Source organism: Streptomyces sp. NPDC020299 (assembly GCF_044387825.1).
Classification (GTDB): domain Bacteria; phylum Actinomycetota; class Actinomycetes; order Streptomycetales; family Streptomycetaceae; genus Streptomyces.
Genome location: NZ_JBIRWL010000015.1, coordinates 175,300 through 197,624, shown reverse-complemented (window position 1 = coordinate 197,624; position 22,325 = coordinate 175,300). Strand labels below are relative to the sequence as shown.

The window sequence follows — 22,325 nt, the reverse complement described above, 5'->3', positions numbered from 1 at the left end:
GGTTAGCCGGGGGGCCGCCCTGCCCGGAAATCCTTACTTCCGGCGCAGGGGGAGCGGGGCGCCCATGACGGCGTACGGCTTGGGGGCGCTGGGGAAGAGCACCTGCCGGGCCAGGTCCTGGTAGCCGAGCGAGTGGTAGAGGCCGCGGGCCGGGCTGTCGGTGTCGATGGCGGACAGGATCGAGCGGGGTTCGGTGGCGCCGTCGGTGATCGTGGTGATCAGGGCGCGGCCGATACCGAGGTTCTGGTGGCCGGGGTGGACGTGCAGCTCGGTGATCACGAAGGAGTCGTCGAGCCAGTCGTCGTGGCCGCGGGCCCGCAGATACGGTTCGACGACGGTGGACCACCAGTGGGCGCGGTCGTTGGGCATGCCGTAGACGAATCCGACGAGCCGCCCGCCGACCGTGGCGCCGAGGGCCCGCGCTCCCGGGTACTGCATGTGGCGCAGGACGATCTGGCGGCGCACGGCCACCTCGTCGGGGCCCAGTCCGAAGGCGACGGCCTGGACGGCCAGGGCCTCGTCGACATGGGCTGAGAGGTCCAGTGGGCCGATCACGACGTCCATGCGGGGAGACTACAGGGGGGCCTTACTTCTCAGAACAGCACGCTCATGAAGGCGCCGACCTCCCGGAAGCCCACCCGCTGGTAGGTCCGCCGCGCCGGGGTGTTGAAGTCGTTGACGTACAGGCTCACCATCGGGGCCACGTCGGCCAGCGCGTACCGCAGGACCGCCGCCATGCCGGGGGCGGCCAGTCCCTTCCCCCGGTACTCGGGGGCCACCCATACGCCCTGGATCTGGCAGGCCTGGGAGGTCGCCGCGCCGATCTCCGCCTTGAAGACGACCTTGCCGTGTTCGTCGACGCGGGCGAACGAGCGGCCGGAGCCCACGAGTTCGGCGACACGGGCCTGGTAGAGGAGGCCGCCGTCGCCGGCCAGCGGGGAGACCCCGACCTCTTCGGTGAACATCGCCACGCACGCCGGCATGATCGTGTCCATCTCGTCCTTGCGGATGCGGCGGACGTAGGCGTCGGGGGCGATGTCGGCAGGCATGCGGTCGGTGACCATGAGGGGCTGGCGGGTGCGGATCTCGCGGGCGGGGCCCCAGTGCGGTTCGAGCAGGCGCCACAGCTCGACGGTGGAGCCGGCGGGGCCGACGATCGAGGAGCAGCGGCGCCCGGCCCGGCGGGCGCGGTCGGCGAACGCGCGTACGGCGCGCGGGGTGGCGCAGATCGGGACGAGGTTGGCGCCCGCGTAGCACAGGGAGGCCAGCATGCCGTCCTCGTACCAGCCCCACATCTCGCCGCCGAGCCGCCACGGGTCGAGGCCCGCGATCTGGACGCGGGAGGTCACGAAGGCGTTGGCGACGGGCTCGCGGTCGAGGACGGCGAGCGCGGCGTCCAGGTCGCTCGGTTCGAGCACCCGTGAGGTGGTCTGGGTCAACACGTTGCGGGGCCTCACCCTGAGGATCTGCTGATCTCCGCACTGTACCTGCCGAAATTGTGCCGCGCCGCCCCGCGGGGGCGGCGCGGGAGGACGCCTGGGTCAGCCATGGCTCGTGGGATGGCCGTAGCCGACCTGTATCTCGTCGATGCGCAGTTGCCGGTAGTAGTTCGGCACGGTGGCCGCGGACCAGGTGGTGGGGACGTCGAGCAGGATGTACCGGGTGCGGAGGCGGTCACCGAGGTCGATGAAGCGGATTCCGCGGGCGCTTTCCAGCACCCCGGCCTCGACCTCACGCCATGCGGTCCCGTCGTCACTCACGGACACCGTGTAGTCCTTGATCCGCGCGGAGTCCTCCTTCCGTCCGAAGGACTCCCTGTTGTACGTCGGCGACCACTCGCGCTGGTTGATCCCCAGGTAGGACACCTTGCGGCGCTTGCGGAGGTCGAGGGTGTAACCGGCGGGCAGGGCCCCCTCGTTGTCGGTGTACGTGGTGAAGTCGCCATCGGTGAGGGCGGGTTGGCTCGCCTTGACGGAGCCGACCGGGTAGACGCCGCGGCGGTGCCCGGACGTGCGCACCTTGAACACCGTGTCGTACGGGTCCCAGTCGGTGATGCCCCGGACGGTGAGTGTGCCGTCCCGCTGGTCGAAGTGGAGCCGCTTGCCGGTGCGCAGGTCGGTGACACGCTTGATCCGGTAGCCGTTGTCACGGATGCGGACCTGGTCGCCTGAGGTCGGGCGGGTGGTGACGTGGATGTACTGGGTGGTGGCGGGGCGGGCGTTGCTGACGGTGATGTAGCCGTAGGAGCCGTCGTTCCAACTGCCCGGCTGCATGCCGCCGTACAGGAACCCGCCGGCGCGGACGTCGTGCAGGGACTCCCAGATGGGTGGCAGGTAGTCCTTCAGCAGGTCGATGAACTTCTCCTGCGCCGGTGGGAAGCGGCCGTCGACCATCGCCGTGAAGTCCATGAGGGAGAGGATGGAGTTGCCCGCGTTGGCGATGTACCGGTCGACGTTGAGGCCGGCCGACACCGGCCGGTCCTGGCCGTCGTACCACCAACTACCGGTGTCCGGCACCTTGTAGCAGGACTCCGTCAGGCGCGGCTGCGGGGTCCAGATGGCCGAGGGCTGGTCGTAGGGCGGGGTCATCCCGGTCTTCTGCTCGTGGGACACCATGTCCATGATCGGGGTGTCCTCGTTGTTGTTGCTCAGCGTCATGTCCGGGCGCAGTTGCCGTATCTGCTCGTAGAGCTGGTGCTGCTCCCAGTACTCGTTGTCGTTGTCGATCCAGAAGCCGGCGAGCTTCGGGTAGTTCCGCATGACCTCGAAGAAGTTGTCGTAGCTGAACTCGCCGAAGCCCTCGCGGGTGGTGAGGTCGACGTCGTGGCCCTTGTAGGCGGAGTACCCCGCGGAGTCGAGGGTCTCGACACCCTGCTCGGCGTGCCACTTGGGGTCGTCGGTCATGTAGAGGATGGCCTTGAGGCCCTTTTTGGCCGCGGCGTCGACGAGTTCGCCGAGGATGTCGCGCTTCGTCGAGCAGGAGCCGGGGATCTGCGACGGCCAGGGGCGGGCGTAGCCGAGGCGGGAGTGGAAGGTGGCGAGCACGATGTAGCTCGCGCGGATCTTGCGGGCCTCGTCGACCCAGTAGTCGGGGTTCCAGCCGCCGTCGGTGACGGCCTGTTCCCAGGAGGCGCAGTCGTAGTGCCTGGGGGCGGTGAACATGCCCCAGTGGAGGAAGAGGCCGGCGGTGGCGTTGCGGAGCGTGGCCTGCCGGGCGGGGTACGGGGGTGCCGTACCGGCGTGGGCCGCGGGAGCGGTGGCCAGCAGCAGGGCGAGGAGGGCGGCCCAGAGGGCGAGAAGTCTGCGGCGTCTCATACGGTCACCTTGGTCATCCGACGTATAGACGGGGGCGTACGCATGGGGTGAGGCAGGATCGCTGGAGCGCCCCTCAAGATCCCGGCATACATCGGATCTGTCAAGGGAATGGAAGCAATAGCCACGCCCCGCCACAAGAGATGTGGCGGGGCGTGGGAAAGCCGCTGTGGTTCAGTCGGCGACGGACACCGACGGTTCGCCGGAGGTCACGCCGTCGGCTTCCATCTGCTCGGCGAGCTTCATGGCTTCCTCGATGAGGGTTTCCACGATCTTGGACTCGGGGACGGTCTTGATGACCTCGCCCTTGACGAAGATCTGGCCCTTGCCGTTGCCGGAGGCGACGCCGAGGTCGGCCTCGCGGGCCTCGCCGGGGCCGTTGACGACGCAGCCCATGACGGCGACGCGGAGGGGGACCTCCATGCCGGTCAGGCCCGCGGTGACCTCCTCGGCGAGCTTGTAGACGTCGACCTGGGCGCGGCCGCAGGACGGGCAGGAGACGATCTCCAGGCCCCGCTGCTTGAGGCCCAGGGACTCCAGGATCTGGTTGCCGACCTTGACCTCCTCCACGGGCGGCGCGGAGAGGGAGACGCGGATCGTGTCGCCGATGCCCTGGGAGAGCAGGGCGCCGAAGGCGACGGCCGACTTGATGGTGCCCTGGAAGGCCGGGCCCGCCTCGGTGACACCGAGGTGGAGGGGGTAGTCGCACTGCGCGGCGAGCTGGCGGTAGGCCTCGATCATGACGACCGGGTCGTTGTGCTTGACGGAGATCTTGATGTCCCGGAAGTCGTGCTCCTCGAAGAGGGACGCCTCCCACAGCGCCGACTCGGCCAGCGCCTCGGGGGTCGCCTTGCCGTACTTCTGGAGCAGGCGACGGTCCAGCGAACCCGCGTTCACACCGATGCGGATCGGCGTCCCGTGGTCCTTGGCCGCCTTCGCGATCTCCTTGACCTTGTCGTCGAACTGCTTGATGTTGCCGGGGTTGACGCGGACCGCCGCGCAGCCGGCCTCGATCGCGGCGAACACGTACTTCGGCTGGAAGTGGATGTCGGCGATGACCGGGATCTGCGACTTGCGGGCGATCGTGGCGAGCGCGTCCGCGTCGTCCTGCGTCGGGCAGGCGACCCGCACGATCTGGCAGCCGGACGCGGTCAGCTCGGCGATCTGCTGGAGCGTGGCGCCGATGTCGGATGTACGGGTCGTCGTCATCGACTGCACCGACACCGGCGCGTCCCCGCCGACCGCCACGGTTCCGACCTGGATCTGCCGGCTCTTGCGGCGCTCGGCGAGCTTGGTCGGAACGGACGGCATGCCGAGAGAAATCGCAGTCATCTGCTGTGCAACCCCAAGTCGTGGATCAAGATCCGGTCCCGTCAGGCATCGGGCTCCAGGCTTCGAGATTACGGCACGGACGTGAATGGACGCGCACGACGTCCTTGCGGTCCACCCAATGGCGTTCGATGGCGGTGGACCGGGCATGGTGGTGCCAGAAGTGAACATGCTTCCTGGTTGAGCATCATGCCCGGCCCGGCATCCGCACTCAGCAGGGCACCCCAGCGTCGCTTCACGATGTCGGCCCAGACACCGTGGACCAGCCAGGTACGCTGCCGGACCTTGACCTTCGTCGGTTCTCCGGATCTCTCTGGCAGATCGGACCAACAAACTCCGCTGCGCAAGCGATGCAGCATCCCCATCAAGGCCGACCGTAGATCAAGCGGCGACCGAAAATGGTGTGCTGAGTACCTGGAGCGGAGCAATCCTTCGATGCGGGCCCACTGGCTGTCCGTGGGATCGGGAGGAATGAGGGTGCTCGTACGCTCGTGCCAATGGATCGTCAGGCAATTCTTCCCCTCCCACTGTCGAAACACCGGATCCACGATGTCGACCCGCACCCTGACCGACTCGATCAGGCAGCGCCGTTCGGAGGATGACAGACCCCGGAGGTCCGGGGCGGCCCCGCCCAGGACGGCTGTCAGTCGAGCGTGCGTGCCACCCACCCCCTCGAGTTCGCTCAGCCAACCCGCGCATGCCCGGGGTGTTGGCGCACCGCTGGGGTCACCCATGAACAGCAAGAACGTACGAAGCTCGCGTCCGTGTTGCACTAAAAAGCCGCGCTCTTCACTCGCGCGAGTTACGCGAACGAAGAGCGCGGCCTGCGGCCACTCGATAGAGAACGACCGTCTACTAACTGATCTTTACTGGGTTGACGACGTCTGCGACCAGAACGAGCAAGGTAAAGCAAATGAAGATCCCGGCCACCACATAAGCCACCGGCATCAGCTTCGCCACGTCGAACGGGCCCGGGTCCGGCCGGCGCAGCACCTTGGCCACGTTCCGGCGCAGCGACTCCCACAGGGCGCCCGCGATGTGCCCGCCGTCGAGCGGGAGCAGCGGGAGCATGTTGAACAGGAAGAGGGAGAGGTTGAAGCCGGCGACCAGCATGACGAACATCGCCAGCTGCTGAGTGGGCGGGATGTCGAGGGTGAAGATCTCACCGCCGACCCGGGCCGCGCCGACCACGCCCATCGGGGAGTCCGGCTGGCGGGGGGCGTCGTTGAAGGCGGCGTTCCAGAGGGCGGGGATCTTGGCGGGGAGCGCCGCGATGGAGTCGACGGCCTCGCCGATGCGGTCGCCCATCCAGGTCGCCGACTCGCCGAAGTCCTGGCGTACGACGCCGTTGGCGGCGCTGAAGCCGAGGAAGCCGGCCGAGGTGTAGCCGTTGACGATCTGCCCGTGGGAGTCCTTCTTCGCCACCTGGTTCTCGACGAGCGTCGCCCGCAGGGTCAGCTCGTGGCCCCCCCGCTCGACGACGATGGGGACCGTCTTGTCGGGGTTGGCGCGGATCAGGTCGGAGAGCTTGTTCCAGTCGTCCGTCCTGATGCCGTCGAAGGAGACGATCTTGTCGCCCGCCTTGAGGCCCGCGGCGGCGGCCGGGGAGACGGGGTCGGACTTCTTGCAGGTGTCGCGGTTCTGGGTCTGGGAGATCACGCACTTGGAGACCGAGCTGACGGTGGTCGTCTGCTGCGTGATGCCGAAGCCCATCAGCACGGTGAGGAACAGCACCACCGCGAGGATCAGGTTCATGAAGGGGCCCGCGAACATCACGATGACCCGCTTCCACGGGGCACGCGTGTAGAACAGGCGGGTCTCGTCGCCCGGCTGGAGCTCCTCGAAGGCGGCCGAGCGGGCGTCCTCGATCATGCCGCGCCACGGCGAGGTGGAGCGCGCGGTGATCCGGCCGTCGTCGCCGGGCGGGAACATGCCGATCATGCGGATGTAGCCGCCCATCGGGATCGCCTTGAACCCGTACTCCGTCTCGCCCTTCTTGCGCGACCAGACGGTCGGGCCGAAGCCGACCATGTACTGCGGCACGCGGATGCCGAAGAGCTTGGCGGTGGAGAGGTGTCCCAGCTCGTGCCAGGCGATGGACACCAGCAGTCCGAGCGCGAAGACGCCTATGCCGAGGATGAACATCAGGGTCGTCATGCACGCGCCTCCGCGGTCGCCGTCTGCGCTGTCAGTTCCCGGGCCCGGGCCCGTGCCCAGGTCTCCGCCTCGAGGACGTCCGACACCGTGAGTGAGGTTCCGGTCCCGGGGGTGCCGTGCTCCTCCACCACCCGGGTGACGGTCTCCATGATCCCGTTGAACGGCAGCGCGCCGGTGCGGAACGCCTCCACGCACTCCTCGTTGGCCGCATTGAACACCGCGGGGGCGGTGCCCGCGAGCTCACCCACGTGGCGCGCCAGGTTGACCGAGGGGAACGCGTCGTTGTCGAGCGGGAAGAACTCCCAGGTGGAGGCCTTGCTCCAGTCGAAGGCGGGCGCCGCGTCGGGGACGCGTTCGGGCCAGCCGAGACCGATGGCGATCGGTCCCCCCATGTCGGGGGGCGTCGCCTGGGCCAGTGTCGATCCGTCCGTGAACTCAACCATCGAGTGGACATACGACTGGGGATGCACGACCACCTCAATGCGGTCGAAGGGAATGTCGTAGAGGAGGTGCGCCTCGATGACCTCCAGGCCCTTGTTGACGAGGGTCGCGGAGTTGATCGTGATCACCGGGCCCATGGCCCAGGTGGGGTGCGCGAGGGCGTCCTCGACCCTGACATCGGCCAGCTGCGCCTTCGTACGGCCGCGGAAGGGGCCGCCGGAGGCGGTGACGACCAGCTTGCGTACGTCGGCCCTGGTACCGGCGGCCAGCGCCTGGAAGAGCGCGGCGTGCTCGGAGTCGACCGGGATGATCTGGCCGGGCTTGGCGAGCGCCTTGACCAGGGGGCCGCCGACGATGAGCGACTCCTTGTTGGCGAGCGCGAGGGTGCGGCCGGCCTCCAGGGCGGCGAGGGTGGGGGCGAGGCCGATGGAGCCGGTGATGCCGTTGAGCACGGTGTGGCAGCCGGAGGCGGCGACCTGGGTGGCGGCGTCAGGCCCGGCGAGGATCTCGGGGAGCGGCTCACCGGTGCCGTACCGGGCGCCGAGCGCCTCGCGCAGCGCCGGTACGACGTCCTCGCGGGCGACCGCGACGGTCCGCACCCGCAGCCGGTGCGCCTGCTCGGCGAGGAGGGTCACCCGGCCGCCGTTCGCGGACAGGGCGGTCACCCGGAAGCGGTCGGGGTTGCGCAGCACGAGGTCGATGGCCTGGGTGCCGATGGACCCGGTGGAGCCGAGGATCACCACGTCCTTGGGACCGTCCCCCGCGAGAGGGTCGTAGACGAGGTGCGGGTCGGCGAGAGGCGCCGGACTGGCGGGACTGTCGGTCATCCCCCCATTGTTGCCGCATTCGGCGACCGGGAGGACAGCGCGTCCCTCGGGCGGGTGCCTTATCTGGATTCTCCACCAGTTGTCCATATTCGGACACCGCGTCGAACAAGCCGAACCGTACGACGCGGCGACGCGGTGTCCGGGTGGCGGGTACCGCCGAGCCGCTGCGCTAGCGGACCGGGCGGTGCACGTTCTCCCGTCGGCTGGGGCCCGGGGTCGCGTCGGCGATCCAGGGGCCGTCGCCCGACGGGTCGACGATGCCCTGCTCCAGCCACTCGTAGGCGCCGCCGAGGACGCCCTTGACCACCTTGCGGTCGACGTCGTCGGTGTTGTTCCAGAGCCGGTCGAAGAGTTCCTCGACCCGGATGCGGGACTGGCGGCAGAAGGCGTCGGCGAGCTGGTAGGCCTCCCGGCCGTGGTCGCCCTGGCTGCGCAGCAGCTCGGCCCGGACACAGGCCGCGCTCATCGCGAACAGTTCGGCGCCGATGTCCACGATCCGGCCCAGGAAGCCCTGCTTGGTCTCCATCCGGCCCTGCCAGCGGGACATGGCGTAGAAGGTGGAGCGGGCGAGCTTGCGGGCGTGCCGCTCGACGTAGCGCAGGTGGCCGGAGAGGTCGACGCCGTGCTTGAACTGGCTGTACGAGGAGGGCAGCTGGCCCGGGCCCGCGACCAGTCTCGGCAGCCACTTGGCGTAGAACACACCGGCGTTCGCGCCTGCCTTCGCCTTGTCCTGCAGGGTCTTGTCGGGGTCGATGAGGTCTCCGGCGACCGAGAGGTGGGCGTCGACGGCCTCGCGTGCGATCAGCAGGTGCATGATCTCGGTGGAGCCCTCGAAGATCCGGTTGATGCGCAGGTCGCGCAGGATCTGCTCGGCGGGTACGGCGCGCTCGCCGCGGGCCTCCAGGGAGGCGGCCGTCTCGAAGCCGCGGCCGCCGCGGATCTGGACCAGTTCGTCGGCCATCAGCCAGGCCATCTCGGAGCCGTACAGCTTGGCGAGGGCGGCCTCGATGCGGATGTCGTTGCGGTCCTCGTCGGCCATCTGGCTGGACAGGTCCAGTACGGCCTCCAGCGCGAAGGTGGTCGCCGCGATGAAGCTGATCTTGGAGCCGACCGCCTCGTGCAGCGCGACGGGCTTGCCCCACTGCTCGCGGGCCGCCGACCACTCACGGGCGATCTTCAGGCACCACTTGCCCGCGCCGGCGCACATCGCGGGCAGCGAGAGGCGGCCGGTGTTCAGGGTGGTCAGGGCGATCTTCAGGCCCGCGCCCTCGGGGCCGATGCGGTTCGCGGCGGGGACGCGCACCTGGTGGAAGCGGGTGACGCCGTTCTCGAGGCCGCGCAGGCCCATGAAGGCGTTGCGGTTCTCGACCGTGACGCCGTCCGAGGCGGCCTCGACGACGAACGCGGTGATCCCGCCCTTGTGTCCTTCGGACTTCGGTACGCGCGCCATGACCACGAGCAGGTCGGCGATCACGCCGTTGGTCGTCCAGAGTTTCACCCCGTCGATGACGTAGTCGTCGCCGTCGGGGACGGCCGTGGTGGCCAGCCGGGCGGGGTCGGAGCCGACGTCCGGCTCGGTGAGGAGGAAGGCGGAGATGTCGGTGCGGGCGCAGCGGGGCAGGAAGGTGTCCTTCTGCTCCTGCGTGCCGAAGATCTTCAGCGGCTGCGGTACGCCGATCGACTGGTGGGCCGACAGCAGGGCGCCGACGGCGGGGTTCGCGGAGCCGGCCAGGGCGAGGGCCTTGTTGTAGTAGACCTGGGTCAGGCCGAGGCCGCCGTACTTGGTGTCGATCTTCATGCCGAACGCGCCGAGTTCCTTGAGGCCGTCGATGACCTCGTCCGGGATCTGCGCGTCGCGCTCGATCCGGGCGCCGTCGATCTTCGTCTCGCAGAAGTCGCGCAGTTTGGCGAGGAACTCCTCGCCGCGCTGGGCGTCCTCGTCCGCGGGGAGCGGGTGCGGGTGGATGAGGTCGAGCCGGAAGCGGCCGAGGAACAGTTCCTTGGCGAAGCTTGGCTTGCGCCAGTCCTGTTCCCGGGCGGCTTCCGCCACCTGGCGGGCCTCCCGTTCGGTGACGGTGGGTTTCTTGGTGGTGGGGGCGGACATGAGGCTCACCTCGCCGCGAAGAGGGATGATTGCGGACCGTTCGTTACCGACCAGTGCTACTGGATCGTTGGTACCCGAAACGGGCCGCCCCCACCAGTCCTGGCGCGTCCGTTCGGCCCAAACCCGTACCCCGTCGCTCCGCGATGTGCGGGGGATGCGGGCGCGGGGTGATCCGGCGGACGGTTTCCTCGCCCCCGCCGCCCCTACCCTTCCCATCCCCAGGGGCTCCGCCCCTTCAACCCCGCCAGGGGCTCCGCCCCCTGAACCCCCGCGGGGCTCCGCCCCCGCACCCCGCCGGGGGCTGCCACCCCCAACCCCCCGCGGGGCCTCGCCCCCGCACCGCCGGGGGCTGCCACCCCCAGAACCCCCACGGGCCCCGCCCTCGCACCGCCGGGGGCTGCCACCCCCAGAACCCACACGGGGCCCCGCCCCTACACCCCACCGCGGGCCGGCGCCCCCAGAACCGAGAGGCTCCGCTCCCAGCCCCACGGGACTGCGCCCCTGAACCCCGCCTGGGCCCGGACGGCTTTGTCCCGAGCGCCGGGTGGGCTGGGGCGGGGGGCGGTCAGTTGATGTCGATCGAGTACGACTTGGTGTCCAGTCGGCCCGAGCCCTTGAAGACCTCGGTGCCGGATTCGATGCCGGAGACGTACTTGTCGTTGGTGAGGAGTTCGCGGCGGACCAGGGCCTGGGTGAAGTCGTCGAGGTTCAGCGTGGCGGTGGTGGTGTTGGCGCGGCGGACGAAGGAGTAGACGTTCCAGCCGATGTCGCCCCGGTAGATGTCCCACATGGCGCCGTCGAGGCTGACGCTGCCGTACTTGGTGCCCAGCGGGCCCGCGCCGCCCTGGCGGTTGAGCCAGATCATGATCTCGTCGGTGGGCTGGTCCTGCCAGTCCGCGGTGTTCTTGGCGTGCAGCCACAGGTCGTAGGCGACGTTCAGCGTGCCGGGGTTGGAGCTGAGCGAGAAGTTCCACTTGGCGGTGACCTTCTTGCGGTCGCCGACCCGGATCGGCAGCCCGGTGGCCGCCTTGTCGGCCTTCCAGCCCCAGTGCCAGCCGAGGACGGTACTGGCGTACGACTTGACGTCCGAGTCGGTGCCCTTGCTGTTGTTCGCCCAGGTGTAGTTCGTGCCCCAGGAGATGGTGGAGCCCGAGGCCGAGTTGTCCCAGACGCACTGGGTGCCGGTGCCCTTGTCCTGGCCCCAGAGGTTGTTGTTCACGTAGTACTTGCCGAGCGTGATCGTGTCGAAGGCCGTGCACTTCCTGCTCGACTCGCCGGCCTGCGCGACGGTGACGCCCGCGGCGGCCGCCAGGGCGACCGAGGCGGCGAGAAGCGTCTTCGCCTTCTTCGACAGGCGCGGTCTGCGGTGTTGCATCAGGGGTCCTTCCGGGGGACGGTTCGTGTACCGCCTCTGTGTGGTCGCGGCCCGGCCGGAAGGTTGCCGTACTCCTGCGGACAGTGCCGCCGAGGCATCGTCCACGAAATAGGTGTCGAAGCGCTTCGACAAAGTATGGACACCCACTCACTGCCGGGGCTACTGTCGATACACCCTCACTCGCCCTTGTCAGCAACGCGCACTGTCGAAGCGCTTCACAAAGCTTGGAGAGCTGGATGGTCACCCTCGCCGAGGTCGCCCAGCACGCCGGAGTCTCGGCGAGCACGGTGAGCTATGTCCTCAGCGGCAAGCGGTCCATCTCCACCACCACCCGCCAGCGGGTCGAGCAGAGCATCCGGGAGCTCGGGTACCACCCCAACGCGGGCGCCCGCGCCCTGGCCAGCAACAGGTCGAACATCATCGCGCTGATGGTCCCGCTGCGCACCGACATGTACGTGCCGGTGATGATGGAGATCGCCATCGCGGTGGCCACCACCGCGCGTGCGCACGGCTACGACGTCCTGCTGCTCACCGGCGAGGAGGGCCCCGACGCGGTGCGCCGGATCACCGGCAGCGGACTGGCCGACGCGATGATCCTGATGGACGTCGAGCTGGAGGACGAGCGGCTGCCGCTGCTGCGCCAGACCGACCAGCCCTCCGTCCTCATCGGTCTGCCCGCCGACACCACCGGCCTGACCTGCGTCGACCTGGACTTCGCGGCGACCGGCGCGCTGTGCGTGGAGCACCTGGCGAAGCTGGGCCACCACGACATCGCTGTCATCGGCGAGGCCCCGGCGGTCTACGAGCGGCACACCGGCTTCGCCGAACGTACCCTCGACGGCCTGCGCGCCCGCGCGCGGGAGCTGGGCCTCAGGGTGCTGCACCGCCCGTGCGAGGGCGGGTACGACGCGATGGCCGTGACCCTCGCCCGGATCCTCGACGAACGACCCACCACCACCGGGTTCGTGGTGCAGAACGAGGCCGCCCTCGAGCCGCTGCTCGCCCTGCTGCGCCAGCAGGGCCGGGCCGTGCCCGAGGACGTGTCGGTGGTCGCGGTCTGCCCGGAGCAGGTCGCCGTCCAGGCCTCCGTGCGGCTGACCTCGGTCGCCATCCCCGCGCAGGAGATGGGCCGGCACGCCGTGGAGCACCTGGTGGCCAAGCTGGACGGCCGCGGAGGCGACGAAGTCGTGCTGATCTCCCCCGAGTTGACCGTCCGGGCGAGCTCCGGGCCGGCACCGGCCGGTTCCTGACCACCCACCGCTCCACGCCGGGGTTCCGTGTCCGGCGTTCCGTGTCCGGCGTTCCGTGTCCGGCGTTCCGTGTCCTTACGAACCCGTCGCCCCTCGCGGGGCACCCCCATGCCTGCAGTCCCCGTCTGCACTCCCCCCAGGAGCACGCACGTGAATCAGCCTGCCGAACACCCGCCTGCCGCAGCGCAGCCCAAGGTCAGCCTCGCGCAGTCCTCCCCCACCGTCGGCACGTTCCGCGAGCGGGACGGCGCGCTGGAGTGGAGCGGTCGCCAGGAGACGGTACGCATCGAGCCGTGGGGCCCGGACGCGGTCCGGGTGCGGGCCCGGCTCGGCGGTCCCGTGCTGGAGGCCCTGCCGGGCGCCCTGCTGGACACACCGCCCGCCACCGAGAGCACCGTCAAGATCGGGGACGGCGAGGCGCGGCTGACGGTCGGCGCGCTGACGGTGGAGGTCGACGCCGGGGGCCTGATCCGCTTCCTGCGCACGGACGACCTGTCCGAGCTGCTGGCCGAGGCGCGCGCCCACTTCTGGTGGCCGGGCTCCCGTCTGTACACGGCGGTCGGCAACGGCCACCACCGCCTGGAGCAGCGTTTCGCCGCCTACGAGGGCGAGAAGCTGTACGGCCTGGGCCAGCACCAGCACGGCCGTCTCGACCAGAAGGGCCTGGTCCTGGACCTGGTGCAGCGCAACGCCGAGGTCGGCATCCCGGTGCTGGCCTCCAGCCGCGGCTACACCCTGTTGTGGAACAACCCGGCGATCGGCCGCGTGGAGCTGGCGCACAACGGCACCCGCTGGGTGGCGGACTCCGCCCGCCAGATCGACTACTGGATCACCGCGGGCGCCCCGGCCGACGGCCAGCGCCGCTACAGCGCGGTGACCGGCCGGACGCCGATGCTCCCTCAGTGGGCGGCGGGCTTCTGGCAGTGCAAGCTGCGCTACCGCACCCAGGACGAACTCCTCGCCGTGGCACGTGAGTACAAGCGCCGGGGGCTGCCCCTGGCCGCGATCGTCTGCGACTTCTTCCACTGGACCCACCTGGGCGACTGGAAGTTCGACCCCAAGGAGTGGCCGGACCCCGCGGCGATGGTCCGCGAACTGGAGGAGATGGGCGTCAAGCTGGTGGTGTCCGTGTGGCCGTCGGTGTCCCCGCTGTCGGAGAACCACCCGGTGATGGAGCAGCGCGGCTACTTCATCGGCACGCAGTACGGCCCGATGGCGCACGCCGACTGGCCGGACAAGGAGGTCGCCTCCACGGTGCAGGTGGCCTTCTACGACGCCACCAACCCCGAGGCCCGGGAGTTCGTCTGGTCCCGGGTGAAGGAGAACTACCTCGATCCGTACGGCATCACGGCGTTCTGGCTGGACGCCTGCGAGCCCGAGCTGAAGCCGGGCTTCCCGGAGAACCTGCGCTACTGGGCGGGCCCGGGTCTGGAGGTCGGCAACAGCTACCCCGCCGAGAACTCCCGCGCGTTCCACGAGGGCCTGCTGGCGGCCGGCGAGGACGAGGTGATCACCCTCAACCGCTCGGCCTGGGCGGGCAGTCAGCGCCACGGCGCCGCCCTGTGGTCCGGTGACATCGGCACCGACTTCCCGACCCTGCGCCGCCAGATCGCGGCCGGCCTGAACACCGCGCTGTCCGGGATCCCCTGGTGGAACACCGACATCGGCGGCTTCCACGGCGGCGACCCGGACGACCCGGCGTACCGGGAGGTCATGGTCCGCTGGTTCCAGTTCGGCGCGCTGTCCCCGCTGATGCGCCTGCACGGCTTCCGCGACCCGGGCATGCCGCTGGGCCCGGAGATGACCGGCGGCCCCAACGAGGTCTGGTCGTACGGCGAGGAGGCCGGCGCGATCCTCGAGCGGTACCTGCGGCTGCGTGAACGCCTCAAGCCGTACGTCCTGCACGTCATGCGGGAGGCGCACGAGGAGGGGCTGCCGGTGATGCGGCCGCTGTTCCTGGAGTTCCCCGACGACCAGGCGGCCTGGTCGGTCGACGACGCCTACCTGTTCGGGCGGGACCTGCTGGTCGCCCCGGTGCTGACGGCGGGCGCCACCGCCCGCACGGCGTATCTCCCGGCGGGCGCCCGCTGGACGGACGCGTGGACCGGTGAGACCTACGAGGGCGGTACGACCGTGACGGTCGACGCCCCCCTGGACCGCATCCCGCTGTTCCTGCGGGACGGGGCACGGCTGCCTGTAGCGGAGTAGCCGTCCCCGGATGCGGAGGTGCGGCCGGTCCCGTAGGGGAGGGACCGGCCGCACGACCATGCGGTCAGGTGGTTCAGCTGCTGCTGACGCTCTCGCTGTTGGTGGTGAAGTTCAGGCCGCCGGACGAGGACGTGATCTCGAAGCCGAACTGCACGTCTCCGATGGTCACGTTGCCGAACCAGCCCTTGGTGTCCTTGATCCACTTCAGGATGGGCAGCACGTTGACCGTGCCGGAGGTGGAGTTCGAGGTGCGGACGAACGAGAAGACGTCGTTGGAGCCGTTGTTGCCCTTGTAGACGGTCCAGGTGTGGCCGCCGAGCGTCAGGTTGCCCTGCGAGGTGCCGAGGGGGCCGACGGCTCCGGTCTTGTTGACCCAGAGCATGATTTCGTACTTGTGGTTGGTGTCCCAGATGTCGTACGACGTGTTGTACGCGCCGGACGACGGGACCGTGACGTTGTAGCCGCTGGTGAGCGAGGCCAGCGAGGTGATCGACTTGTTGACCGTCTTCGTGGCGTTCGGGTACGCCTTGATGCCGCCGGTGCCCGGGTGGTTGGCGTTGACGCCCCAGTTGGTGCCGGAGTTCGCCCATATGCACTGGCTGCCGGCGCCGGAGCCCCAGATGTCGTTGTAGAGCGTGTAGCCGTTCAGCGTGGTGTTGCCCCACTGGTCGCAGGAGCTCCAGACGGCGGCCGAGGCGGGGGCGGAGGCGAGGCCGACGGTGGCGCCGAGGGCCATCGCCGGGGCCAGTACGGCCATCGTGATCCTGCGCAGCGTGCGAAGTGCCATGGTGTCCCTTCCATGGGTGGGGGGAGTGCGCGGGGTTACCACGTCCCCAGGGTGAGGACGCGGTCTTCTCCGGCGACGAGATCGAGCGGCTGTGCGCCGGAGGAAGTCCTGAGTTCGATGCGGTGACTGCGGGTGGGGCGCAGCACCGCGGTGGCCGTCTCGCGGCTCCAGGTGAGGTCCAGCTCCGCCCCGAACCGGGTGAGTACGCCCCGGATCCGGCCCTCGGGGTACGTGGCCGGGAGCGCGGGCAGCAGGACCAGGCGGTCGGGGGTGGAGTGCACCAGCATCTCGATCAGCACGGCGGGCAGGGTGTGGGCGGCGTCCGCGTTGTAGACGTCGCGGCCCGGGTAGTGGGCGCTCATCAGGGAGGCGTGGAAGAAGTCGCCGTCCAGCACGTTCGCGAGCGCCCGGGCGACCCGGTCACCGTCCCGGAGCCGGGCCGCGATCAGGGCGTGGTGGAGGTGGCCGTGGGCGGAGTCGTTCTCGGCGCCGCGCAGTTCGAGGGCGCGGTGGGCGGCGGCGGCCAGTCGGGGGGTGTCGTAGGGGTTGATCTCGTCGAGGGGCCAGACGCCGTAGAGGTGGCTGAGATGGCGGTGGTCGTAGCTGTCGTCCAGGCCGGGCCAGGCCCATTCGGCGAGGGCGCCGTCGGTGTTGGTCCGGTGGGGCGGGAGCCGGTCGGCGAGTGCGCGCCAGCGGTCGGCGTCGGGGGTGCCCGGGTGGTGGCCGGCCGCGGTCCGCAGGGCGTGGCGGGCCGCCGAGAGGTCCATGGCCGCGTTGATCGCGCCCCAACTGGCGTTGGCGGGGCGGTTCTCGGGCGAGTAGGAGGGGACGACGACCAGCTGGCCGGCGTCGTCGGTGCGGGTGAGGAAGTCCTCGTAGAAGCGGGCGGTCTCGGCGAGGGCGGCGGCGGTGCGCGGGTCGCGTTCGCCGCGGGTCTCGTCGTGGTCGACGAGGGGCTTGAGCAGCCAGTCGGCACCGGCGGTCCACAGCTGGTGGGGGTACTCGCGGTCGAAGTGGTACGTGTGTCCGGACTCGCCGTCGGTGTGGGTGGGGGCGACGACTCCCCGGGCGCCGAAGACGGCGCGGGCGTTGTCCCGCCAGTGCGGCAGCTGCCGGTGGACCAGGTTCGCGTGCGCCTCGGTGACCTCGGGCAGCGCGGCCGCGGCGGCGGAGGCCGTCTGGAGGTTGAGATTGGCGTTGGTGGTGAACGCCCCGGACCAGGCGGTGTTCCAGTCGCCGGTCCACAGTCCGGTGAGGCGGGGCGGGTTGAGGCCGGCCGAGGACAGCAGGTGGTAGCGGCCGGCCGCGAAGAGCCGCTCCAGGAGGGCGGCGCTGTGCGGCCGCTTGAGCAACTCCGAGCCCGGCAACGCGCGTTCGGCCGGATCGGCGGCGAGGTCCAGGGTGACGCGTTCGTAGGCGGTGCGGTGCGGGGAGACGTGGCGGGCGAGGAGGGTGTCGTACGGCTGCTCGCCCCACGCCTCCCGCAGTTCCCGGGCCTCGGCCACCGTGTCCAGCTCTTCCGTGTGGCGGCGGACCCGGGTGAGGAGGAGCACCGACTCGGCGCCCGTGACGCGTACACCGGGCGGGGCGAGGCTCGTCGTGCCGCCCGTGACCACGACCAGGGTCAGCCCGGTGTAGGCGCGGTCGCTGTCCGGGTAGCGGGCGCGCAGGGTGAGCAGGGCGCCCTCGGGGGTGAGGAGCGCGCCGTCGCCGACCCCGAGCCCGGCGGGTGCGTTCGGCAGCCGGTGGTCGAGGCTGATGTCGAGGGTGAGGTCGGGCGCCGTGACGGAGTGGGCGACGAGGTCGTCGGCCCGGGAGACGAAGACGCGGCTGTCGAAGTCCGCGCACTCGGCGATCGTCTCGCCCGTGGTGAAGTCCACGGAGCGGCGGTAGCCGTGGCAGGTGCCGGGGGGCCTGCGCAGCCGGATCTGGAAGGCCGGGTGGAAGGGCTGCACCCATTGCAGCGCACGGCCGTCGGTGAAGTCCTCGGCGGCGGTGAGCTCGCCCGCGAGCAACCGGTCCTGGAGGGCGGGCAGTTCGGCGGCGAGCCGGGGCGGGCGGGCGTGTTCGCCGCCGTTGGGGCGGACCAGGGTGTGATGGGTGACGATGACCCGGTCGTCGTTCGGATCGCCGAACACAAGGGCGCCGTGGTGGCCGTTGCCGCTCAGGAAGCCGTCCTCCCAGCGGTCGGCGGGGAGGGGTTCCCAGGTTCCGTGCGCGAGTTGCCCCGCGAGGTCGTGCGTCATGGGGCCAGTACCGCCGTTCCGTAGCGTCCGAGAGCGATCCGATCGGTGACTGTAGCCCCTGTGAGCAGGTCGTGATGGATGCCGGGCACCTCGACGGTGACCGGCTCGCGCCCGTGGTTGAGCAGGAACAGCGACTCGCCGCGCCGGACGGCCTCGACCCCCGCGGGCAGACCGTCGAGCACCGGGCGGGCGCCCGCCTCGCCGGCGATCCGGGCGAGCAGAGCGCGCAGCGCCTCCGGCTCCGGGAGCGTGGAGACGTACCAGGCGCGGCCCCGGCGCAGTACGGCGGGCAGTCCGTCGAGTTCGCCGCCCTGGTAGGGGATCGTCCCGTCGACGGTGTCGGCGGCCTCGATCTCCTCCGACCACAGCGTGCCCCGGAAGCCGTCGCACTCGACGCTCTCCCCCGCGTCCAGCGGCCACCACTCGTGCAGCGTGCGGATGCCGAACAGCTCGCGCAGCCGGGCGTCCATGCCGCCGGGGCGCACCCGGTCGTCCTCGTCGGCGACGCCGGTGTGGAAGCCGCAGACGAGGGTGCCGCCGCCCTGGACGTATGCGAGGAGGTTGGCGACGGCGGTGTCCGTGAGGAGGTACAGCTGCGGCACGACGACGCACCTGTACGCGGACAGGTCGTGCTCGGGGTGGGCGAAGTCGGTGGTGAGGTGGGACTCCCACAGGGCGCGGTGCCAGGCGTGCAGGACGGCCGGGTGGTCGGCCTCGGTGGAGAGGCGGCCGTCCTGGGCGGCGGCCCACCAGGCGTGCCAGTCGTGCAGGATCGCGATGTCGGCGGTGACGTGGTGGCCGGTGACCCGCGGCGCGATCTTCGCCAGCTCGGCACCGAGCCGCTTCACCTCCTGGAAGGTGCGGCCGTGCTCGCCCGCGTGGCTGACCATCCCGGAGTGGAACTTCTCCGCGCCCTGCCGGGACTGCCGCCACTGGAAGTAGCAGACGGCGTCCGCGCCCCGGGCGACGGCCTGGAGGGACCACAGGCGGTTGAGGCCGCGGGGCTTGGGGTGGTTGACGCCCCGCCAGTTGACCGGCCCGGCCGCCTGCTCCATCAGCATCCAGGGACCGCCCGCCTGGGATCGGGTCAGGTCCTGGACCAGCGCGCCGTGCTGGGCACCCAGGGGGTCGCGGGGGTCGGGGTAGAGGTCGACGGAGACGACGTCCTCCTCCTCGGCCCAGCGCCAGGCGTCCTGACCGAAGAACAGCGGCATGAAGTTGGTGGTGACCGGGATGTGCGGGGTGTGGCGGCGGACGATGTCGCGCTCGGCGGCGTAGCACTCCAGGAGCGCGTCGGAGGTGAAGCGGCGGAAGTCCAGCACCTGGGTGGGATTCTTCATGTAATGGGGCTGCCGGGACGGCAGGATGCCGTCCCAACTGTCGTAGCCCTGGCTCCAGAAGGCCGTCCCCCAGGCGGTGTTGAGCGCGTCGAGGGTGCCGTACTTCTCCCGCAGCCAGCGGCGGAAGGCGGCGGCGGCCTCGTCGCCGTGGTCGTAGGTGCAGTACTCGTTGTTGATGTGCCACATGGTGAGGGCCGGGTGGGTGCCGTAGCGGGCCGCGAGGTCCTCGGTGATGGCGGCGGCGTAGCGCCGGTAGGTGGCGCTGGAGTGGGAGAAGTGCTGCCGGCCGCCCCACCACTCGGTGCGGCCGTCCTCGGTGACGGGCAGGGTCTCGGGGTGCAGCCGGCCCATCCAGGGCGGGGGCGAGGAGGTGGGGGTGGCGAGGACGACGCCGATGCCGTGCTCGTGCATGAGGTCCATGAGCCGGTCCAGCCAGCCGAACTCCCGTGCACCGGGCTCCGGTTCCAGCTTCGCCCAGGAGAAGACGCCGAGGGTGACGGAGTTGACGCCGGCCTCCTTCATCAGCCGGACGTCGTCGTACCAGGTCTCCTCGGGCCACTGCTCGGGGTTGTAGTCGCCGCCGAAGAGGATGCGGCTTCCGGTGGCGGCACTGAGGTCCGGCATCAGGCGGGCTCCCCGTACTGGATGCCGCGTCCGTTCGTGGCCAGGTAGACGCGGCCGTGGATCCGCGGGTCACCGGTGATGGCGTCGCCGGTGAAGCCCCACTGGTGGGCGTCGTCGTTGATCCGCACCCAGGTCTTCGCCTCGTCGTCGGAGCGGTGGACGGCGGTGCTGCTCCCGGTCGAGCCGACCTGGTAGATCGCCGGGTAGCCGGCGCCGTCGGCGGCCTTGCCGAACCCGAGGACGTACGAGGCCCGGCAGCTGCCGACCTTGGTGAACGCGGCGCCGCCGTCGGTGGAGCGGTACAGCCCGTTCCCCTTGGTGCTCAGCCACAGGTCACCGGAGCGGCCGGGGGCGGCGACCAGCTTGAACTGGGTGTCGCCGGACGGGAGCCCGGTGGCGCCCTTCGTGAAGGTCAGGCCGCCGTCGGAGCTGACGTACACCGTTCCCGTGTCGGTGTCGAACGTGTAGAAGCGCGTCGCGTCGGCCGGGTCGGCGACCGGTGTGGCGCCCTTCGGGCAGGAGGAGATCTCGGACCAGGTCGCGCCGTTGTCCGCCGAGCGCTGCGCCGGGTACCGGGTGCCGTCCCAGTGCACGAAGGTCCACAGCAGCACGCTGCCGTCGGCGTTGACGGCGATCGGTCCGGGAGCGTCCTTGGCGATGGCGGGCTGGGCGGCGAAGGGGGCCCAGCTCCGCCCGCCGTCGCCCGAGTAGGCGCCGTTGCCGTGGTCGCCCCAGCCCGAGCGGACGACGTACGACGGCTTCCTCGCGGCCTGCGCCAGTCCGGTCGCCGTCCCGAACACGGGGTTCGTCGCCATGCCGCGCGACGGCGACGCCGTGAGCCGGTCGTGGTACAGCACGCCGATGTCCCCCGACCCGCTGATCAGGTGTGCTGTCCCGGTCGGCGGCGAGATCAGCTGGCGTACGGATGTCTCCTCCAGGCCGCGGATCCGCGGGGCCCAGTGCCTCAGGTCGCGGGTGCCGTAGAGGGTCGCGCCGGTGCCGTAGAGGACGTGCTTGGAGTCGTACGGGTCGACGGCGACCGCCTGGATCCACCAGCCGAACTTCGGCTGGTCCGCGCCGAACGTGAGGAACGGGGTCTCGGAGACGTCGAGGACGGCCTTGTCCTTGAGGGACTTCCAGGTACGGCCGCCGTCCGTGGTGCGGAACAGGGTGTCGACGGCCGCCCAGCGGTTGTTGGTGGAGACGACGACGGTGCCGGGGCGGCGGGCGTCGACGGCGACTCCTCCGTAGCCGAAGGTGTCCGCCGACCCGTCGGAGGTCGTTCCACCCGGCTCCACCGGGGTGACCTCGGTCCACTTGCCGGTGGCGGTGTTCAGCCTGTGCACGCTGCCGGTGGACTGGCCGCCCGGGCCGGGCGCGTCGGCGTACGTCACATACAGCTCGCGGGTGTGGCGGTCGTACGCGGCACGGATGGGGACCTTGGCGGAGGTGCCGGTGGGCCGGCCGGGGACGGCCTCCCAGGTGGTGCCGTCAGTCGTCCGGTACAGGTTGGCGGTGCCCGTGGTGCCGTCGCCGTCACCCCAGCCGGCGTAGACCGCGCGTCCGGCCGCGACGAGGAGGACGACGCCCTGCCCGGAGGCGCTCGCGGTCGCGGGGAAGCCGGTGGCCGCCGCCCAGGTGGCGCCCCGGTCCGTCGACTTCAGCAACCCGTCGTGCCGGGTGCCCAGCCACAGGGTGTCGCTGTCGCGCGGGTCGACCAGCAGCCGCTCCCCCGCGCCCCGCCCGTCCTCGTTGGCGCCGAGCTTCACCGACAGGTCGGTACGGGTCCAGGTGGCGCCGCGGTCGTCGGAGCGCAGGACGGCGCCGTCGCCGGCCCAGGACTGGGTGTACGTGCCGACCGCGAGGTAGAGCCGGCCGGGGTGGGCGGCGTCGACGGCCATGGCCTCGACGCCGAGAAGGTTCCAGTCGTCCCAGCCGATGTGGTCGATGAGCGGGACCCAGCGGGCCTCTTTGTCGTCCCAGCGGTAGGCGCCGCCGATGTCGGTACGGGCGTAGGCGAGGCCGCGGACCCTTGGATGGAACAGGACGCCGGTGACGAAGCCGGTGCCGCCGATCATCGCGTTGCGCCAGCGGTACGCGGGCCGCGTGGCTTCGGCGGCGTGGGCCTTGCCCGGGAGTGCGGGGACCGCCGTCAGGGCGGCGGCTGCCGTTCCGGCGAGGACGGCTCTGCGGCTCAGCGGGGAAGCGGGCATGGTGGGACCTCGGTGGGTTCGTAGTGCGGGATTGATGCTGGACGGGGACGGGTCCGCTCACCGGCGCTGGCGGGGTGCCTCCCCCACTCTCGGCTTCGCTCGAGCGGCACGAC

General features: G+C 70.7%; 15 protein-coding genes. 2 read left to right on the top strand and 13 right to left on the bottom strand.

The genetic code is table 11. The features are described 5' to 3' along the window. Nucleotides 1-33: 33 nt before the first annotated feature. The 9 genes from ACH45E_RS33045 to ACH45E_RS33005 all read right to left on the bottom strand — a co-directional run bounded on the left by ACH45E_RS33045 (nt 34) and on the right by ACH45E_RS33005 (nt 11,544). A complete protein-coding gene (locus tag ACH45E_RS33045; protein ID WP_361447053.1) occupies nt 34-564 on the bottom strand; it encodes a GNAT family N-acetyltransferase in 531 nt (176 codons plus the stop codon). Between the two features lie 29 nt (nt 565-593). Next, nucleotides 594-1,442, bottom strand: coding sequence for a GNAT family N-acetyltransferase (locus ACH45E_RS33040; protein ID WP_361447055.1), 849 nt, complete (start codon nt 1,440-1,442; stop codon nt 594-596). A 99-nt stretch (nt 1,443-1,541) separates the two neighbouring features. Beyond that, entirely contained in the window at nt 1,542-3,314 is a 1,773-nt protein-coding gene (locus tag ACH45E_RS33035; protein ID WP_361447057.1) for an alpha-L-fucosidase, read from the bottom strand. A 171-nt stretch (nt 3,315-3,485) separates the two neighbouring features. Next, nucleotides 3,486-4,643 carry a flavodoxin-dependent (E)-4-hydroxy-3-methylbut-2-enyl-diphosphate synthase gene (ispG, locus tag ACH45E_RS33030; protein ID WP_361447059.1) on the bottom strand — a complete coding sequence of 386 codons (1,158 nt, stop codon included), beginning with the start codon at nt 4,641-4,643 and terminating at the stop codon, nt 3,486-3,488. Between the two features lie 68 nt (nt 4,644-4,711). Further along, the gene (locus ACH45E_RS33025) at nt 4,712-5,374 is read right to left on the bottom strand and encodes a transposase (protein ID WP_361447061.1); all 663 of its coding nucleotides are present in this window, start codon (nt 5,372-5,374) and stop codon (nt 4,712-4,714) included. Nucleotides 5,375-5,495: 121 nt separating this feature from the next. Further along, nucleotides 5,496-6,785 (bottom strand): site-2 protease family protein, encoded by a 1,290-nt coding sequence (locus tag ACH45E_RS33020; RefSeq protein ID WP_361447338.1) that lies wholly within the window; start codon nt 6,783-6,785, stop codon nt 5,496-5,498. A gap of 8 nt (nt 6,786-6,793) precedes the next feature. Continuing rightward, nucleotides 6,794-8,065 (bottom strand): 1-deoxy-D-xylulose-5-phosphate reductoisomerase, encoded by a 1,272-nt coding sequence (dxr, locus tag ACH45E_RS33015; protein WP_361447063.1) that lies wholly within the window; start codon nt 8,063-8,065, stop codon nt 6,794-6,796. Nucleotides 8,066-8,234: 169 nt separating this feature from the next. Next, on the bottom strand, nt 8,235-10,169 hold the full coding sequence (locus tag ACH45E_RS33010; protein WP_361447065.1) for an acyl-CoA dehydrogenase family protein: 1,935 nt from the start codon (nt 10,167-10,169) through the stop codon (nt 8,235-8,237). A gap of 565 nt (nt 10,170-10,734) precedes the next feature. Beyond that, nucleotides 10,735-11,544: an endo-1,4-beta-glucanase gene (locus tag ACH45E_RS33005; RefSeq protein WP_361447067.1), complete on the bottom strand. Its 810-nt coding sequence runs from the start codon at nt 11,542-11,544 to the stop codon at nt 10,735-10,737. A gap of 236 nt (nt 11,545-11,780) precedes the next feature. Between ACH45E_RS33005 and ACH45E_RS33000 the strand changes: the two genes are divergently transcribed. Together ACH45E_RS33000 and ACH45E_RS32995 are read left to right on the top strand one after the other, a co-directional pair. Continuing rightward, nucleotides 11,781-12,794, top strand: coding sequence for a LacI family DNA-binding transcriptional regulator (locus tag ACH45E_RS33000; RefSeq protein ID WP_361447069.1), 1,014 nt, complete (start codon nt 11,781-11,783; stop codon nt 12,792-12,794). A 150-nt stretch (nt 12,795-12,944) separates the two neighbouring features. Then, nucleotides 12,945-15,002, top strand: coding sequence for a glycoside hydrolase family 31 protein (locus ACH45E_RS32995; RefSeq protein ID WP_361447071.1), 2,058 nt, complete (start codon nt 12,945-12,947; stop codon nt 15,000-15,002). 73 nt (nt 15,003-15,075) lie between these two features. On the opposite strand, the gene ACH45E_RS32990 is transcribed toward ACH45E_RS32995, so the two are convergent. The 4 genes from ACH45E_RS32990 to ACH45E_RS32975 are packed head-to-tail and all read right to left on the bottom strand — an operon-like array spanning nt 15,076 to nt 22,212. Continuing rightward, nucleotides 15,076-15,789, bottom strand: coding sequence for a hypothetical protein (locus ACH45E_RS32990; protein WP_361447073.1), 714 nt, complete (start codon nt 15,787-15,789; stop codon nt 15,076-15,078). 35 nt (nt 15,790-15,824) lie between these two features. Further along, entirely contained in the window at nt 15,825-18,035 is a 2,211-nt protein-coding gene (locus tag ACH45E_RS32985; protein ID WP_361447075.1) for a glycosyl hydrolase family 95 catalytic domain-containing protein, read from the bottom strand. Continuing rightward, nucleotides 18,032-19,999 (bottom strand): beta-galactosidase, encoded by a 1,968-nt coding sequence (locus ACH45E_RS32980; RefSeq protein WP_361447077.1) that lies wholly within the window; start codon nt 19,997-19,999, stop codon nt 18,032-18,034. Before ACH45E_RS32980 ends, ACH45E_RS32985 begins: the two co-directional genes overlap by 4 nt. Then, nucleotides 19,999-22,212 carry a 1,4-beta-glucanase gene (locus ACH45E_RS32975; RefSeq protein ID WP_361447079.1) on the bottom strand — a complete coding sequence of 738 codons (2,214 nt, stop codon included), beginning with the start codon at nt 22,210-22,212 and terminating at the stop codon, nt 19,999-20,001. Before ACH45E_RS32975 ends, ACH45E_RS32980 begins: the two co-directional genes overlap by 1 nt. Nucleotides 22,213-22,325: the final 113 nt, after the last annotated feature.